This window comes from Melioribacteraceae bacterium 4301-Me (genome assembly GCA_041538185.1).
GTDB lineage: Bacteria > Bacteroidota > Ignavibacteria > Ignavibacteriales > Melioribacteraceae > Pyranulibacter > Pyranulibacter aquaticus.
In genome coordinates, this window is record JBGORM010000002.1 from 88,514 (window position 1) to 105,006 (window position 16,493).

General features: G+C 32.9%; 17 protein-coding genes. All 17 read left to right on the top strand.

The annotated features are described in order from the left end of the window. Positions 1 to 677: 677 nt before the first annotated feature. The 17 genes from ABRY23_03885 (at position 678) to ABRY23_03965 (ending at position 16,325) form a co-directional block, all read left to right on the top strand. A complete protein-coding gene (locus ABRY23_03885; protein MFA3782184.1) occupies positions 678 to 2,051 on the top strand; it encodes a tryptophanase in 1,374 nt (457 codons plus the stop codon). A 61-nt stretch (positions 2,052 to 2,112) separates the two neighbouring features. Then, positions 2,113 to 2,940: a DUF4905 domain-containing protein gene (locus ABRY23_03890; protein ID MFA3782185.1), complete on the top strand. Its 828-nt coding sequence runs from the start codon at positions 2,113 to 2,115 to the stop codon at positions 2,938 to 2,940. Positions 2,941 to 2,945: 5 nt separating this feature from the next. Further along, a complete protein-coding gene (gene amrA / locus ABRY23_03895) occupies positions 2,946 to 3,509 on the top strand; it encodes an AmmeMemoRadiSam system protein A (protein ID MFA3782186.1) in 564 nt (187 codons plus the stop codon). 1 nt (position 3,510) lies between these two features. After that, on the top strand, positions 3,511 to 4,326 hold the full coding sequence (gene amrB, locus ABRY23_03900) for an AmmeMemoRadiSam system protein B (GenBank protein ID MFA3782187.1): 816 nt from the start codon (positions 3,511 to 3,513) through the stop codon (positions 4,324 to 4,326). Positions 4,327 to 4,340: 14 nt separating this feature from the next. Next, complete coding sequence (locus ABRY23_03905; GenBank protein MFA3782188.1) at positions 4,341 to 5,252, top strand: Rossmann-like and DUF2520 domain-containing protein; 912 nt, start codon at positions 4,341 to 4,343, stop codon at positions 5,250 to 5,252. Positions 5,253 to 5,338: 86 nt separating this feature from the next. Beyond that, a complete protein-coding gene (hutH, locus tag ABRY23_03910; protein ID MFA3782189.1) occupies positions 5,339 to 6,862 on the top strand; it encodes a histidine ammonia-lyase in 1,524 nt (507 codons plus the stop codon). 178 nt (positions 6,863 to 7,040) lie between these two features. Further along, a complete protein-coding gene (locus ABRY23_03915; GenBank protein MFA3782190.1) occupies positions 7,041 to 8,063 on the top strand; it encodes a serine protease in 1,023 nt (340 codons plus the stop codon). Positions 8,064 to 8,386: 323 nt separating this feature from the next. Beyond that, on the top strand, positions 8,387 to 8,899 hold the full coding sequence (locus tag ABRY23_03920; GenBank protein ID MFA3782191.1) for a DinB family protein: 513 nt from the start codon (positions 8,387 to 8,389) through the stop codon (positions 8,897 to 8,899). Positions 8,900 to 8,905: 6 nt separating this feature from the next. Beyond that, complete coding sequence (locus tag ABRY23_03925; GenBank protein ID MFA3782192.1) at positions 8,906 to 9,436, top strand: 2'-5' RNA ligase family protein; 531 nt, start codon at positions 8,906 to 8,908, stop codon at positions 9,434 to 9,436. 56 nt (positions 9,437 to 9,492) lie between these two features. Further along, the gene (locus ABRY23_03930) at positions 9,493 to 9,816 is read left to right on the top strand and encodes a DUF2752 domain-containing protein (protein ID MFA3782193.1); all 324 of its coding nucleotides are present in this window, start codon (positions 9,493 to 9,495) and stop codon (positions 9,814 to 9,816) included. After that, a complete protein-coding gene (locus ABRY23_03935; GenBank protein MFA3782194.1) occupies positions 9,809 to 10,153 on the top strand; it encodes a TM2 domain-containing protein in 345 nt (114 codons plus the stop codon). Before ABRY23_03930 ends, ABRY23_03935 begins: the two co-directional genes overlap by 8 nt. A gap of 115 nt (positions 10,154 to 10,268) precedes the next feature. Beyond that, a complete protein-coding gene (locus ABRY23_03940) occupies positions 10,269 to 10,481 on the top strand; it encodes a cold-shock protein (protein MFA3782195.1) in 213 nt (70 codons plus the stop codon). A gap of 284 nt (positions 10,482 to 10,765) precedes the next feature. Continuing rightward, a complete protein-coding gene (gene epsC, locus ABRY23_03945; protein ID MFA3782196.1) occupies positions 10,766 to 11,623 on the top strand; it encodes a serine O-acetyltransferase EpsC in 858 nt (285 codons plus the stop codon). A gap of 15 nt (positions 11,624 to 11,638) precedes the next feature. Next, complete coding sequence (gene cysK, locus ABRY23_03950) at positions 11,639 to 12,553, top strand: cysteine synthase A (protein MFA3782197.1); 915 nt, start codon at positions 11,639 to 11,641, stop codon at positions 12,551 to 12,553. Positions 12,554 to 12,865: 312 nt separating this feature from the next. Then, complete coding sequence (gene nagB / locus ABRY23_03955; GenBank protein MFA3782198.1) at positions 12,866 to 13,687, top strand: glucosamine-6-phosphate deaminase; 822 nt, start codon at positions 12,866 to 12,868, stop codon at positions 13,685 to 13,687. Positions 13,688 to 13,756: 69 nt separating this feature from the next. After that, complete coding sequence (locus ABRY23_03960) at positions 13,757 to 15,664, top strand: sodium:solute symporter family protein (protein ID MFA3782199.1); 1,908 nt, start codon at positions 13,757 to 13,759, stop codon at positions 15,662 to 15,664. A gap of 127 nt (positions 15,665 to 15,791) precedes the next feature. Further along, the gene (locus ABRY23_03965) at positions 15,792 to 16,325 is read left to right on the top strand and encodes an OsmC family protein (protein MFA3782200.1); all 534 of its coding nucleotides are present in this window, start codon (positions 15,792 to 15,794) and stop codon (positions 16,323 to 16,325) included. Positions 16,326 to 16,493 lie beyond the last annotated feature (168 nt).

The following is a 16,493-nucleotide window of genomic DNA, read 5'->3' on the forward strand; positions in this document are numbered from 1 at the left end:
CTTCGCGGGAAGGTAAATAAATTAACATAACAAGAATACAGAACTTTGTGGAAGGGGAAAACACTCTCGAGAATAAATTATGAAAATTCACCACTTAGTGGTAAGTGAACCTTAATTATAGAAAGTAATAATGAGAAAGTAATGAACCTTAGTAACAAGCAAGATATCAGTATGAATTAACCTTATTACCTTATTATTGACAGTTAATCTAAGAGATATTAACAATAAAGATAATCAAAGTAGAAAGAGCAAGGAGTAAAAAGAGAATCTGTAAATAAACAAAGGTAAATAGGGGTAGAATGTAGGCAAGTGGCAAGTAAAGGTGAATATATAATTTTCTAATACATAAGGTGAGATTATTTGTCATTCTCACAAAAGTTTACGTTTAGACTGAAAGGCATCTGCAATTACGCAGTGAATTTTTCAGAAGTTCCTTTTAATAAAATCAATTTTCATGGAGTGGTATTAATAAATAGTAAACAATAAATTAAATTCTTAGATTGGTTTTGGAGAATAAGCATGATAGTAAGCCTTCGACAAAAAAATTATTTCTTTTTGAGATTTGATTTTATTTCTGCAATTTAGTTTACAGACTCAATAAACCATTAGACAGAGCAATTAACAATAATTATAATTATTTGTAAATTTCATTTAGAATATTTTCTTATCGAGGGAAAATGAAAACGATAATTGAACCATTCAAAATTAAATCCGTTGAGCCAATTAGATTTACGACAAAAGAAGAAAGAGTTAAAATTTTACAGGAAGCCTACTATAATCCTTTTTTTATTCACGCTGATGATGTTTTAATTGACCTTTTAACAGACAGCGGTACTTCGGCAATGAGTTCTAAACAATGGGCTGGCATTATGGATGGCGATGAAGCTTATGCTGGCTCAAAAAGTTTTTATCGTTTTGAATCTGTTGTACAAAAAATTACAGGGCATAAGTTCGTAATTCCCACTCATCAAGGCAGAGCTGCTGAAAAAATTCTTTTTTCTACTGTTTGTGGACCTGGTAAATATGTGCCTAATAACACTCACTTTGATACAACCCGCGCAAATATTGAATTCACAGGTGCTGAAGCTGTTGATTTACTAACTGAAGTCGGCAAGCACCCAGAACAACGCGCAGATTTCAAAGGAAATATGGATGTGGATAAATTGGACGATTTCATTAAAAAAGTGGGCAAAGAGAATATTCCTTTGGTAATGATAACAATCACAAATAACTCTGGCGGTGGTCAACCAGTTTCTATGCAAAATATTAAAGATGTTCGGGCTATCTGCGATAAATATGGATTGCCGTTATTTTTTGATGCATGCAGATTTGCTGAAAATGCGTACTTCATTAAAAAAAGAGAAAAAGGTTATGCTGACAAATCAATTTTAGAAATTTGCCAGGAAATGTTTTCTTATAGTGATGGTGCAACAATGAGTGCTAAGAAAGATGCGCTCGTAAATATAGGAGGCTTCCTTTCGCTAAACGATGAATCGCTGGCTGCAAATTGTAGGAACTTGTTAATTGTTACAGAGGGATTTCCTACTTATGGTGGATTAGCAGGGCGCGACCTCGAAGCTGTAGCACAAGGACTTGAAGAAGTTCTTGACGAACATTATTTGCAGTACAGAATTCGCAGTATTGAATACTTGGGTGAAAAATTATTAAATGGTGGTGTACCAATAATTGAACCGCCAGGTGGGCATGCAATTTATATTGATGCAAAAAGATTTTTGCCAAATGTTAAACCTGAACAATATCCAGGTCAATCTATTGTTTGTGAACTTTATATTGAAGGTGGAATTAGAACAGTGGAAATTGGCAGCGTAATGTTTGGCAAAAAAGATAAAACAACAGGAAAATTTATCCCTGCTATGATGGAGCTTGTGAGATTGGCAATTCCAAGAAGAGTTTACACCCAAAGCCATATCGATTATGTCGCTGAAGTTTGTCTTGAGGTTTTTAATAACCGCCACAAATTAAAAGGATATGAAATTATTTACGAAGCTCCTATGCTGCGTCATTTTACTGCTAAATTTAAACCGTTGTAGCTTGTGAAAGTAAGTTGCTTTACTTCCAAAAAATTTTTAAGAAATTGAATGGAATATATGCATGAAACTTAAGAGACTGTACTCATTTAAATCTAACAACCAAATCTGGAGAATATTAATTTCAGATACTGATAAATTACTTATTGAGACAAGAAATGTTAACTCGAAAGAAGTAATGTTCACTTGTAAGGAAATATTTTCAGGCAAATCAATATTTGAAAACTTGCAATTAGAGGAAAAATTTTGGATAGGAATTGAAGGTTTTTACAACGATGTCATAATTTTTCACAAATTTGCTAAGCCTGATATGCCTGGCCATAAAGAAATAATAGCCTTCGATAGCAGCACTCAAAACGTTTTGTGGAAAAATGAAAAATTAACTTTCCAATTTGTATTTAATAATAAGGTATATTCTTATATTCAGTTATTCGACAGTAGAGAGTTCTTTTCTTTAGATTTGTTCACAGGAGAATTAATAGAACAGTTTGGCGAAGACTATCAAAAAATTAATGAATTGAAAAAACAAGCAGAAAATAACTACCCTTATAAAGATTATCTTTTTCCGCTAAAATATGACGCTACTGCAAATGGTAATATTAAAAAAATTATTGAAACACTGCTTAGCAATATTGACATTGTCGGCGATGTTGAATATAATGTTTATAACAATTTGTTGTTAACTAATTTTTACTCTAAAACAAATGAAGAAAATTTAATGAATAAGTTTTATGCAATAGAATTAAATACTGGCAAAGAGGTTTTTTCTACTATATTAAACTCCAACTCGAACGCATTTGTACCTGATTCATTTTTTGTCTATAAAAGCTTACTGCTGATGCTAAAAGAAAAAAATGAATTACTTATTTATAATTTAAGTGAGGACAATTAGTAAAAATGGAATTATCTAAAGAAGAGAAAACAGTACTTCTTAAAGCAGCCCGCCAATCAATTGAAAGCTTATTCACAGATAAGGAATTTCCAACAACAGATTACAAAAAGTACCCTAAGTTTAAGCAAAAAGCTGGTGCTTTTGTAACTTTAACAGAGCATGGGAATTTAAGAGGCTGCATTGGGTATATTGTGTCAAACGATACTTTGTTTAACACAGTATGCAACGCTGCTATTCAAGCAGCTGAAAGTGACCCCCGCTTTCCTCCTGTTGAAGAACATGAACTTAAAGATATTCTAATAGAAATTTCTATTTTATCACCTGCTTTCCCTATGAAAAGTTACGATGAAATTCAATTAGGAAAACACGGGTTAATACTTGAAGAAAAAGGAAGGCGTGGACTTTTATTGCCTCAGGTTCCGATAGAGTATAATATGAATAAAGAACAATACTTGGATGCAATTTGTCAAAAAGCTGGTTTCCCAGCTGGTTACTGGAGAGATAAAAAATTAAATATTAGTCTTTTTACTGCAACGGTCTTTAACGAGAAAGAAATTGTGGAGGTTTGATATGAAAAGAATAAGAGAGCCTGCTGTAGCAGGTATGTTTTATCCATCCTCCCCACAAAAATTACTTGATGAAGTAAAAACTTTATTTGATTTAACCAGGTCTGAAACTAATATAGATAATATTTTAGGAATTGTTTCGCCTCACGCTGGTTATGTATATTCAGGAAAAATTGCAGCCAGCGCTTTTAATATTTTACTAAACAAAAATTATCATACGGTTATTATTATTTCACCAAGTCATAGAGAATATTTCCCCGGCATTTCTATTTATGATGGAGACGCTTATAAAACTCCTCTTGGAATCGTACCTGTCAATAAAGAAGTTAGACAAAAACTTATAGATAGCGGACAATTTATTTTTGAAGGGGTGCAAGGACATAGAGCCGAACATGCTGTTGAAGTTCAATTGCCATTCCTTCAAGTTATTCTTAAAGATTTTGAAATTGTCCCTATCGTTATGGGAGACCAAAGCAGACAATACGTTGATGAACTGTCTAAAAGTATAGCAAGTTCATTAGATGAAAAGACCCTTATTGTTGCAAGTTCAGACCTTTCGCATTTTTATTCTAAAGAGACGGCTAATATGTTAGACTCAATAGTAGAAAATCATATTAACAAGTTTGATTTTGATGGTCTGCAAAAAGACCTTGAATCGGGTAAGTGTGAAGCTTGTGGCGGAGGTGCAATTGTTGCAATGATGAAAGCTGCTTATATAGCAAGTAAGAAAAATTCTAAAGTCTTGGCAAGAGGTGATTCCGGTGATGTAACCGGGGATTTCTCAGAAGTTGTGGGTTATCTGTCGGCTGCAGTCTATTAAAAATAATTAAATAAGTGTTGACTGTTTATCCCAAAAAAGATAGAAAATTTTCTGTTGCCATTATTGGTGCGGGAAGAATTGCGCATTCTCTAATTCCTCAGTTAAAAAAAGCTGGATTAGATGTAAAAATTATTATTAGTAGAACAAACCAAAAAGCAAAAGAGATTGCAAGTAAATATTCAGTTAAGTATTCTGGAAACAATTACAACCTCTTGACTCTCCCGATTGATTTAGTGTTGATTGCAGTTAACGATTCTGAAATAAAAAAAGTTGCTCAAAAAATTTCTAAGCTAAAAATTTCATTTGATAAGATTTTATTTGTGCACCTCTCCGGGTCAAAAACATCTGATGAATTAAATTCTCTCAAGAAAAAAGGGGGACTTACGGCTTCTTTTCATATAATGCAAACCTTTCCTTCATTCAAACCAGTTAGCATTAAAAATTGTTATGCTGCAATAGAAACACAAAATAAGTATGCTAAAGATTTTTTAATGAAACTTGCCCGAGAGATGAATTTGAAAGCTTTTCAGATTAACCCGCAGGAAAAAATTGGTTACCATCTTTTAGGTGTTTACGCATCTAATTTTTTATCATCTAATTTTTATGTAGAAGAGATACTTGAAAAAAATGATTTGATAAAAATTTCTTTTGCAAAAGAATTTATGATTAAAATTGCCCAGCAAACACTCGATAATATTAAAAACAGGGATGTTAAAAATTCAATTTCAGGTCCAATTGTTCGAAGGGATATTGAAACAATTAAAGCACATATAAACTTTTTAAGGAAAAATAAAATACTGTTGATGCACTATTTAACTTCTTCTGTAATTCTGCTGCATGCTGTTGAAAATGATAAAACTACACCAGATAAAAATTTAAGAGAAATAAAAAACTACCTTTTGAAGCAACTTCGAAAATTATATTGAAATTTAATTCCCCAAAATTCTTATTAGACCAAATAGTTATAAATTCTTATGTTTCATGTATAATCTTAACTTTTTTTGGGAAAAATATGTCAATTATACTTGATGGAAATAGCCTAACCATTGAAAAATTAGTTCGTATTGCACGTTTTAATGAAAAGGTAGAATTACATCCGGATGCATTAGAGAGGATAAAAAAATGCAGGGCTATGTTAGAAGAAAAAATTAAAGCTCGTGAAATTATGTATGGAATAAATACAGGGATTGGGGAATTTTCGGAAATTATACTAAGTGACGAACAAGTGAAGGAATTTCAGAGGTATTTAATTTATAATCATTCAGCTGGCATTGGAGAGCCGGCTCCAATTGAGTATGTAAGAGGTGCGATTGCTGGAAGAATAAACGTGCATGCCCACGGTATGTCTGGCTGCAGACCTGAAATTACTTTAACATTAGTGGAAATGTTAAATAAAGGAGTTACGCCAGTAGTTTGTCAAAAAGGTTCTGTAGGTGCAAGTGGTGATTTAGCTCCAATGAGTCAAGTAGCTTTACTTTTAATGGGAGAAGGCGAAGCGTTTTATAATGGTGAAAGGTTACCTGGCAGAGTAGCATTTGAAAAAGCTAATATTAAAATTCCCGGCCTTCAAGCACGTGATGGGCTATCAATTATTAATGGTTCGAATTTACTCACAGCAATGAGTGCTATTCACCTTTACGATATTAACCGCTGGCTTAAGCAATCCGAAATTGCTTGTGCAATGACCTTAGAAGCGTTATATGCCAACTTAAAACCTTACGATTCTGTATTACACGAAGTTAGAGGATTTAAAGGTGCAATACGAAGCGCAAAAGCAATTATGAAATGTATAAATGGCAGTGATTTGCAAACTGGTAAATTAAAGATGAAAGTACAAGATGCTTATTCAATGCGTTCATCTCCGCAAGTTATTGGTGCTGCACATGATGCAGTTAGATGGGCAAAAGAACAAGTTGAAACTGAATTAAATGGAGTTGGCGATAATCCAATTTTTATTACGGAATCAAAACAGACTTTAACTGGGGCGAATTTCCAAGGTACACCAGTATCTTTGCCAATGGATATGGTCGGTGCTGCAGTTACAATGGTATGCGTTCTATCGGAAAGAAGACTCAACAGATTGTTAAATCCAGCTCTTAGTATTGGTTTGCCAGCTTTTTTAACTAAAGGTGCTGGAATGTTTTCCGGTCTTATGCTTAGTCAATATACAGCAGATTCTTTAATTGCAGAGCAAAGAATTTTGTCAATGCCTGCTTCAATTCAATCTATTCCAGCCGCGGCTGACCAAGAAGATTTTGTTTCAATGGGGATGAATACTGCAATAAAGAATGCACAAATTCTGGATAATGCTTACGGAATTCTTGGAATTGAATTTATTGCTGCCGCTCAAGCTCTCGATTTTCGCGAATTTAAACATGGAAAAGGAGTAGAAAAAGCACGACAAGTAGTAAGAAAATATATTAAACACTTGGATGAGGATAGACCACTTTACCCTGATCACACTAAAATGAAAGAGGTTATTAAATCCTGTGAAATTTTAGAAGAAGTAGAAAAAGAAGTTGGATCACTGGAATAACTTTTTTCTCTATTTAAGAAATTATCAGTAAATTATTGATGTAGATAGGCTGATAAACAGTAATTTCTAAAAATCGTTTGAAAATTTTCAAATTTTGTTAATTGTCTTTATTGAAGGTTTTTTAGGACTGCGACTGGAAACGATAAGGCTTTTAAGTGAGGTAATGAAGATGGTTTTTATGAACAGATTCTGTTTGTTGATTGTTGCTGTTAGTGTTATATCATGCACATCTTCTATTTATAACGACAACACCTTTTTGAAAGATGGAAAATATGATAGTGAATTTCCAGATCGTAACTGTTCTCAACAATTAGAAGAGATCTCTAATACTATTCGCTTAATTAATAGTATAGCTTTTTATGTAAGTTATGTTATGGATGACTCCTCCAAATTTGTTCTTGAAAATATTAAATCTGTTAATCTTGAGAAAACAGCAGTACAACAAATTACATTTAATAGGACCGCTTCTGGCACAGCTACAATAATATATGCTGATCAAAATAAAGTTGCAGTTTTAACTGTGGCTCACATTGTAAATTTCCCTGATACAATCTTTTCATATTTTATTAAACCAGACGGTTACGTTACACCATATATTGAAAGCGTTTCAATAAAGACTAAACAAACTAATTATATTCCAGATTTTCCTTCCGGCGGCCAATTAGATATTTTGGAAATAGATGAACAGAACGATTTGGCAATATTAGGGAAAAGATTTGATTCGTTAAGTAATCTTTCACTCCCTGTTTTTAATTATAAATTAGGTAAATCAGATGAACTTCAATGGGGCACGTTTGTTTATGTTTTCGGTTACCCATTTAATTATAAGATGATTTCAGAGGGAATTGTTAGTCCAGGTAGAGACCCACACTCATTTTTAATAAACACAGTTTTTAATCGCGGTTCAAGCGGGGGAATAGTACTTGCAATTCGCGATGGTGTCCCTAATTTTGAGTTGGTTGGACTTGTAAAATCTGTGCCTGCTGAATTTGAGTATAATATTCGTCCAATGATTAAGGAACATGATTTGGAATTTAACCCCTTACTTCCTTATAAGGGTGAAGTTTACGCCGAAAAAAAACAAGAGCTTCGTTACGGAATTACAAAAGTTATTGGAGCCGAAACAATTCAAGAATTTATTAATAGCAGAAAATCCTCACTTTACAATAAAGGATACTTTATCACAACACTTACTAATTAATTATCATGCTTAACAATAAAGAAATTTTAATAGTAAAATTGCACTAAGACTTATCCTGTAGGCTTTAGTGCATTTTAACAACCCATAATAGTAATAACTCTTTTGTTAACCCAAAAAATTTATGTGAGAAGAATTTTTTAAGATTAATTAACCAGAGCATTTCAAAATGTACTTTGCTATGCTGCAATCACTAAAAATCCATTATAAAAATTTATTAAGCCAATAGGAATTTAAAAATTGATTTAATAATTTATTCATCAAAATCTGCAAGAAAGGTTATAAACACATAACAAAAAAGAATTAATTTACAAAGAGGCAATTTTATGACAAAACCTGATAAGTCAGAATATGCACCATATTATGAAATGTATTTTAACGAAGTTCCGGATGGAGATATATTAAAAACATTTGAAGAACAAATTGAAGAAATAAAAAGCTTTTTTATGGGGATTGACATCAATAAGCTAAATTACAGATACGCAGAAGGAAAATGGAGTATTAAAGAGATATTGGGTCATTTAATAGATACGGAGCGAATCTATGCGATGCGAGCTTTATGTTTTAGCAGAAATGAAACACAGTCCTTGCCTGGTTTTGATGAAAATAAATATGTTATGAATGCAAATTTTAGTGAACAGTCATTAACTTCCTTGCTTGGTCAATTTGAATTGGGAAGAAAGAATAGTTTAGAGATGTTTAAGAGCTTCAGCGAAGAAATGTGGCTTAGGAAAGGAATTGCTAACAAAAATATAATGTCGGTGAGAGCTGTTCCATTAATTTTAGTGGGCCATGCTGCTCACCATATGAGGATAATAAAGGAAAGATACTTAACATAATTTGTTATGTCTTATTTGGTTTTAGCGTATCCGCAAATTTCAAAGCACGATTTAGATTGGATTCAATCCCTTCGTGAAAAGTACGACGAAAAATATTATGAAATTGTTGGCCCTCACTTTACTATTGTTTTTCCTGTTGATGATATTGATAAACAAAGTTTTGTGAAACACGTTACTGAAAAAGTAAAAACGATTGGCAAATTTTATTTTGTTTTAAGATGTGCTCAGGTTGTAAAAGATTTTTTTGCAGAATATTACGATGTGTTCTTGGTGCCTGAAGAAGGTTATAGGATTTTTGTTAAAATTCATGATTTACTGTATACTGATATTTTATTGGATAAACTTCGTCTTGATATACCATATATACCTCATCTGAGTATTGGCGGCAGCTTTGAACCGTTTAATGCTAAAAAAATTGCTGATGAAATAAATGCTAAAAAATTAGAAATAATTGGCTCGGTAGAATCTCTTGATTTAGTGTCTTACGAAAATAACATGCTGACTAAAATTGCATCTATTCCTTTGTTAGAGAAATAACTAATTGACGTTGCATTCGTCTAAATAAGCAGTTTGTATTATAGTTTACAGGTAAATTGAAAAAGACTGTATACATATTAAAAGCTATCGAATGGGAAGCTGTTCTTTGGTTAGTTGGACTTATTTATTTGCTGTTAATAAATCCATATCAGGAACAACATTTTACTTTATGTCCCTTTCGAAATATTGGAATTACTTTTTGTCCAGGTTGCGGCTTGGGTAAAGCAATTTCTTTTTTTTATCACGGAGATGTTATTAATTCAATAAGAACACACCCGTTTGGAATTATAGCCTTCTTTTTAATTTCATTTAGAGTAATTAAGTTAATTTTCAGAACAAAGAATAATTTACAATTAAACACGGAGGAAAATAATGGCTAATGTATTAAACTTATTACCAGAGATAATGGGGGAGGAACAGATGTACATCCAAAACATTATTAAGGATATGGATGACCAAAAGGCACAACAATTTGCTAATATATATAGAACAAGAAGGCGAGACCCACAAACAATTCTTTTAGTAACATTAGTAGGCTTTTTAGGAATTGCCGGAATTCAAAGATTTTTAGTCGACCAGATTGGAATGGGAATTCTGTATTTGCTCACCGGTGGAATTTGTCTTATTGGAACTATAATTGATTTGGTGAATTACAAAAGAATTACTTTTGAGTACAACCAGCGACAGGCTCAGGAACTGTTGACTTTATTGAAATAACTTTTGTTTTGATATTTTTCTTGTTAAGTTTGACTTACATAAGCGCAACTTTGTTATTACAAATTGACCGCTTATTAAAGCAACAATAATAGTAATATATCTATAGGAGTTTTTAATGGCAGAGCGTGAAAGCGGAACCGTGAAATGGTTTAACGCTGCAAAGGGTTATGGCTTTATCGAGCGTTCTAAAGGTGGTGATGTATTCGTTCATTTTACTTCAATTGAACAAGACGGATATAAAACCCTTGAAAAAGGTCAAAAGGTAGAATTCACTGTTGGTGATGGACCAAAAGGACCTCAGGCGCAAGATGTCAAAGTTGTCAAATAATATAATGTCTATTATTTAGCAACACTAAAGCGGCTTCACTGCCGCTTTTTTTATTTATTGTAGTTGAACTTTTTTGAAAAACAAACCATTTTTGGACTAAGAAATTATGTGATTAAGTAATGGAACTCATTTTATTTGTTTCAGACAATTTGTTTTTGTTAAAGCCTCTCGAACAACTTGCCGTAAGACCTACGTTTTACAACAATTGCATCTGTTGTTGTAACTAATTTACATCCTTACTTCTATCCTTAAAATATTTTTTAATTTTATTAAAGGGAAGTTAAATGGAAACAGTAAATCAAAACGTGTTTAATGCATTTGCAAAAGAATTATTAGCAAAAAGACAAACTCATTCTTGTACAGCCTCTTTGAAAATAGAAGCTATTGAATACCTTAATAGCATAATTGATTTCTTGTTCCCTCACTTTTCTAATAAAGTTTATTTAACGGAAGATGATGTGATTTCAAAGTTGCAGCTATTAAAAAGAGATCTTATTCAGCTAATAAAGCTACTCAATGGATTGGCGCCATTCAATACAGAAGAAATTGCTGAAATGTTTATACGAAAAATTCCAATTATTAATAAAATGCTTTGGCAAGATGCTCAATCTATTTACGAAGGTGACCCGGCTGCAGAAAGTATTGATGAAGTTATACTTGCTTATCCCGGTTTCTTAGCTATTACGATTTACCGAATAGCTCACGAAATTTACAAGCTTAAGGTTCCAATAATACCTAGAATTTTGACTGAACATGCGCATGAAAAAACTGGAATTGATATTCATCCCGGTGCAACAATTGATTCGCCATTTTTTATTGACCATGGAACAGGAATAGTAATTGGCGAAACAACAATTATTGGCAAGAACGTGAAATTATATCAAGGTGTTACATTAGGTGCATTAAGTGTAGATAAGAGTTTATCGCAAACAAAAAGACATCCTACAATAGAAGATGAAGTGATAATTTATTCACAAGCAGTAATTCTTGGCGGGAGTACTGTAATAGGAAAAGGAAGTGTAATTGGTGGAAATGCATGGATTACTCAAAGTATACCGCCAAATTCCGTTGTCTATAACAAAAGCGAAGTTAGAGTTCGCAGTAATATTGAATTAGAAAAAACAATTGATTTTATAATTTGAAAATGGAGTATAAAAATGAAAGTAGAAAATATTTTACAGACAATTGGTCAAACACCTCATTTAAAAATAAATAAACTCTTTGGCAGCGAACATGAAGTCTGGATTAAACTCGAACGAGCAAATCCTGGCGCAAGTATTAAAGATAGAATTGCACTGTCAATGATTGAAGATGCAGAGAAAAAAGGCATACTTAAAAAAGATAGTATAATTGTAGAACCAACATCAGGGAATACAGGCATTGGCTTAGCTATAGTATCGGCTGTTAAAGGTTATCAATTAATATTAGTTATGCCGGAGTCGATGTCAATTGAAAGAAGAAAAATTATGATGGCCTATGGTGCAAAATTAGAATTGACCCCTCGTGAAAAAGGGATGAAAGGTGCAATTGAAAGAGCAAATGAAATTGCTGCTAAGAATCCTAAAGTTTGGATACCTCAACAATTTGAAAATTATGCTAACGTAGAAATACATGTTAAAACTACAGCACAAGAAATTTTAAATGATTTCCCTGAAGGAATTGATTATTTAATAACGGGCGTTGGTACTGGAGGTCATATAACAGGTGTAAGTAAGGTATTGAAGTCAAACTTTGCTGAATTAAAAGTATTTGCAGTTGAACCAGCGGATTCACCTGTTCTTTCTGGTGGTGAACCTGGTCCACATTGGCTGCAAGGTTTGGGAGCGGGTTTTATCCCTAAGATATTAGATACTAAATTACTCGATGGAGTAATCACAATTACAAAAGAAGAAGCATTCAATTTTGCACAACGCGCTGCAAAAGAAGAAGGATTATTTGCAGGTATATCAACTGGAGCAGCTCTCGCAGCAGTCTCTAAAAAATTAAATGATATACCAAAAGGTAAAAAAATCTTAACGTTTAATTACGATACTGGCGAAAGATATCTTTCTATTGATGGACTGTGGATGTAAAAATTGATTAAGATAAAAGGATTATTTAATTAATTGTGAATTAACTCGATAAAAATATCAATTGGTTCGGCTTTTTAGAAATCTCATTAATTAAAATAACTTTATTAGCAAACTGGAGTAATTATCTCACCTTAAAGTTGTACAATAAAAAAAATACCATCTTACGCAACAAAAAATAATTGTAAAATATAATCTGTATTAACAAAGAATAAATTAATAATTTGCAACTCGAAAACAGAGGAAATGTGCTTACTCACGGACTCTTTGTACTTATTTTTTACATTCATTTTCTAACAAAGTGGAGGTTCAAAAATGAGGTTAATAATTCAGCCGAACTACGAAATGGTTTCTAAGTGGGCAGCTAACTATGTAGTAAAAAGAATATTGAACTTTAATCCTACTTCATCAAAAAGATTTGTATTGGGCTTGCCCACAGGGTCTTCACCTATTGGTATGTATAAAGAATTAATCAGATTAAATAAGTCGGGAATTGTTTCGTTTAAGTATGTTACTACTTTTAATATGGATGAATATGTTGGTTTGCCGGAGGACCATCCTCAAAGTTATCATTCTTTTATGTGGAATAATTTTTTTAATCATATCGATATTGACAGAAAATTTGTAAACATTCTTAACGGTAATGCAGAGAACCTGCAGAAAGAATGTGAGGACTACGAGAAAAAAATTAAAGAGGCTGGAGGTATTAAATTATTTGTAGGTGGGATTGGTCCTGATGGCCATATTGCATTTAACGAGCCAGGCTCTTCACTTGGTTCATTAACAAGAATTAAAACGCTTACAATGGATACTATAATAGCTAATTCGAGATTCTTTGATAACGATATTAATAAAGTACCTAAAATGGCATTAACTGTCGGTGTTAAAACTATCTTAGATGCTGAGGAAGTTATGATAATTGTAAGCGGGTTAAACAAAGCAAGAGCATTAGCTAAAGCTGTAGAAGAAGGTGTAAATCATATGTGGACTATTAGTACCTTGCAGCTGCATCCAAAAGCCATTATTATTTGTGATGAAGCAGCTACTTATGAATTAAAGGTAGGCACTGTTAAATATTTTAAAGATATTGAAGCAGAAAACTTACCGCCAGAAACATTGCTTAAAAATTTGACTTAACAGTGTTGATTTGAGCTAATGAGTAATGCTGTTAATTAATTTCTGGTAAACAAAGGGCTAATTAAATTTATGACACATTTACAATTTATTGACATAGTAGTAATTGTAGTCTACTTTTTAATAGTGTTTCTAATTGCTGCGTACTATTCAAGAAAAGCAGGAAAAGATACGGGTGAATTTTTCCTTTCGGGGAGAAATTTGCCTTGGTATTTAGCTGGCACCGCAATGGTTGCAACTACATTTGCAGCAGATACACCCTTAGCTGTAACAGAACTTGTAGCACGTAATGGAATTGCAGGTAATTGGCTATGGTGGAACATGTGTATTGGAGCTATGTTAACTGTTTTTCTTTTTTCTAAGTTGTGGCGCAGAGCAAATATAATGACCGATGTTGAGTTTGTTGAGTTGCGTTATGAGGGAAAACCTGCAGCGGTATTACGAGGCTTTAGAGCGCTTTATCTGGGCCTGCTTATGAATTCAATCGTTATTGGCTGGGTAAATAAAGCAATGGAGAAAATTTTTAGTGTTGTTTTCCCAAACTACGATGCGTTTTTTCTTGTGGCAATAATAGCAGTAATTATAGCTATCTACGCCTCGGCGGCTGGATTATTAGGAACAGCAAGAACAGATAGTTTTCAATTTTTGTTTGCAATGGTAGGATGCATAATACTTGCTGTAATAGTTGTAAACCTCCCTCAAGTTGGTGGAGTAGTTTTAATGAAAGAAAAACTGGCTCCGCAAGTTTTAGATTTCTTTCCTAAGATTTCAGATATAAATACTGAAGGCATAACAGGCGGCGTGCTTGCCTTAAGTGTAGGAGCTTTTATTGCTTATGTAGGCTTACAATGGTGGTCAAGTTGGTATCCTGGTGCTGACCCGGGCGGCGGCGGCTATATTGCGCAGCGTATGATGTCAGCAAAAGATGAAAAACATAGCCTGTTTGCAACTCTTTGGTTTACTATTGCTCACTATACAGTTAGACCTTGGCCTTGGATTTTAGTTGCCCTTGCAGCACTTATAATTATGCCTCGCACTAAAAGTGTGGATGAAATTAAACACGAAAACCCACTCTTGTACTCAAAAGTTGTGGAAGCTTTTAATAATAAATCACTCCTGAACTCAAATGATGAAATTTATAAAACAGCTGAGTTTAAAGATGTATATGAGAAATATGAAAATACAGTCGACCCGGGAGTTATGTACCCTAAATTAATGGTAAGATATTTACCTGAAGGATTATTAGGACTGCTAATCGCTGTTTTTTTAGCTGCTTATATGTCTACCATCTCGTCACAATTAAATTGGGGCACTTCGTATATAATAAATGATTTTTATAGAAGATTTATTACTAAAGGTGCTGATGAAAAACATTATGTAAAAATTTCTCGTATTGCAATTCTTGTTACTACTCTATTTTCTTTGGTTCTTACAAAATACGTTTTAACAACAATTTCTGGTGCGTGGGAATTTATTATTAATGCAAGTGCAGGGATGGGAGCCGTTCTTATTTTACGCTGGTATTGGTGGAGAATTAATGCTTGGTCTGAAATTACTGCTATGGTTGCACCACTAATTATTTATCCAATAGCTCGTTATAAGTTCGGTTTGCAACCGCCTCTTACTTTATACCCTACGGTTTTAGGTACTACTATAATATGGATTATTGCTACATATATTACAAAACCAGTATCTGAAACTAAGCTTATTGAATTCTACAAAAGAACTTATCCTGGTGGATTAGGCTGGAAAAGAATATCTGATAAGTTACCTGAAATAAAAACACAGAAAGGATTTTTAAGACTAATTATTAATTGGATCTTAGGAGTAATAATGGTTTACTCTGCTTTATTTGGGATTGGAAAAATAATCTTTGCAGATTTTATTGCTGGGCTTTCTTTTATTCTAATTGCCCTAATTGCAGCAATAATTATTTATTTTAACTTGAATAGGGTGGGATTCCAAACAGTTGTAAAATAATTTCAAGCAGATGCGTATGTTAAAGCACCTCGGAATTCAAAGAGCAATTATCAAAAAAGTATTTGAAATTAAGAATCATTATTCCTATATATAAAAAGTTGGTTAAACATAATTTAGAGGGAAAAGGATGAGTAAAATAAATAACGTAAATATAAATGGAATAAAATCCTTTGAAGAAATAATTAAAAATGACTCAGCTGCTGCAAAAAAAACACAAGTCATTGAAGGTGAGTGGATATTACAAGAAGGCGGAACTCAATTTGTTTCAAAAATTAAATTTGAAGGCGGTGAAACAGAATTTAAAGTTGATAACCCATCTTTTATGGGTGGTACAGGATCTTTGCCCGGTCCTTTGCATTATTGCTTTTTTGGACTTGCATCTTGTTACACAGGAACTTTCGCAACTATGGCTGCAATGTTAGGACTAAAATTAAAAAAGTTGACTACAAAAGTTGAAGCAAGTATAAACTTTTCAAAAGTTTTTGGCTTGGGCGACTTACCAATAATGGAAGAGGTAAGAGTTAAACTAAATGTGATAAGCGATGAACCAAAAGAGAAAATTAAACAAGCTGAAGAAATGGCTTTGCAAAGATGCCCAGTTGTTTTTACTCTTAAAAATCCAGTAAAGCTTATAGCGGATTTGGAAATTACAACACAATAAAAATAAGTTTTTTACAGAACTTTAAATTAAAACTCAGAGATACCCAAAAGAGCTCTGCAGTTATTTTATCATATATAAATTTTTGGGGGGATATTAATTATTCCCAGAATTAAAACGTAAAACGGTTCTTAAGGTTGCGGCTAAAACATTTCAATGGCAATAATCAAA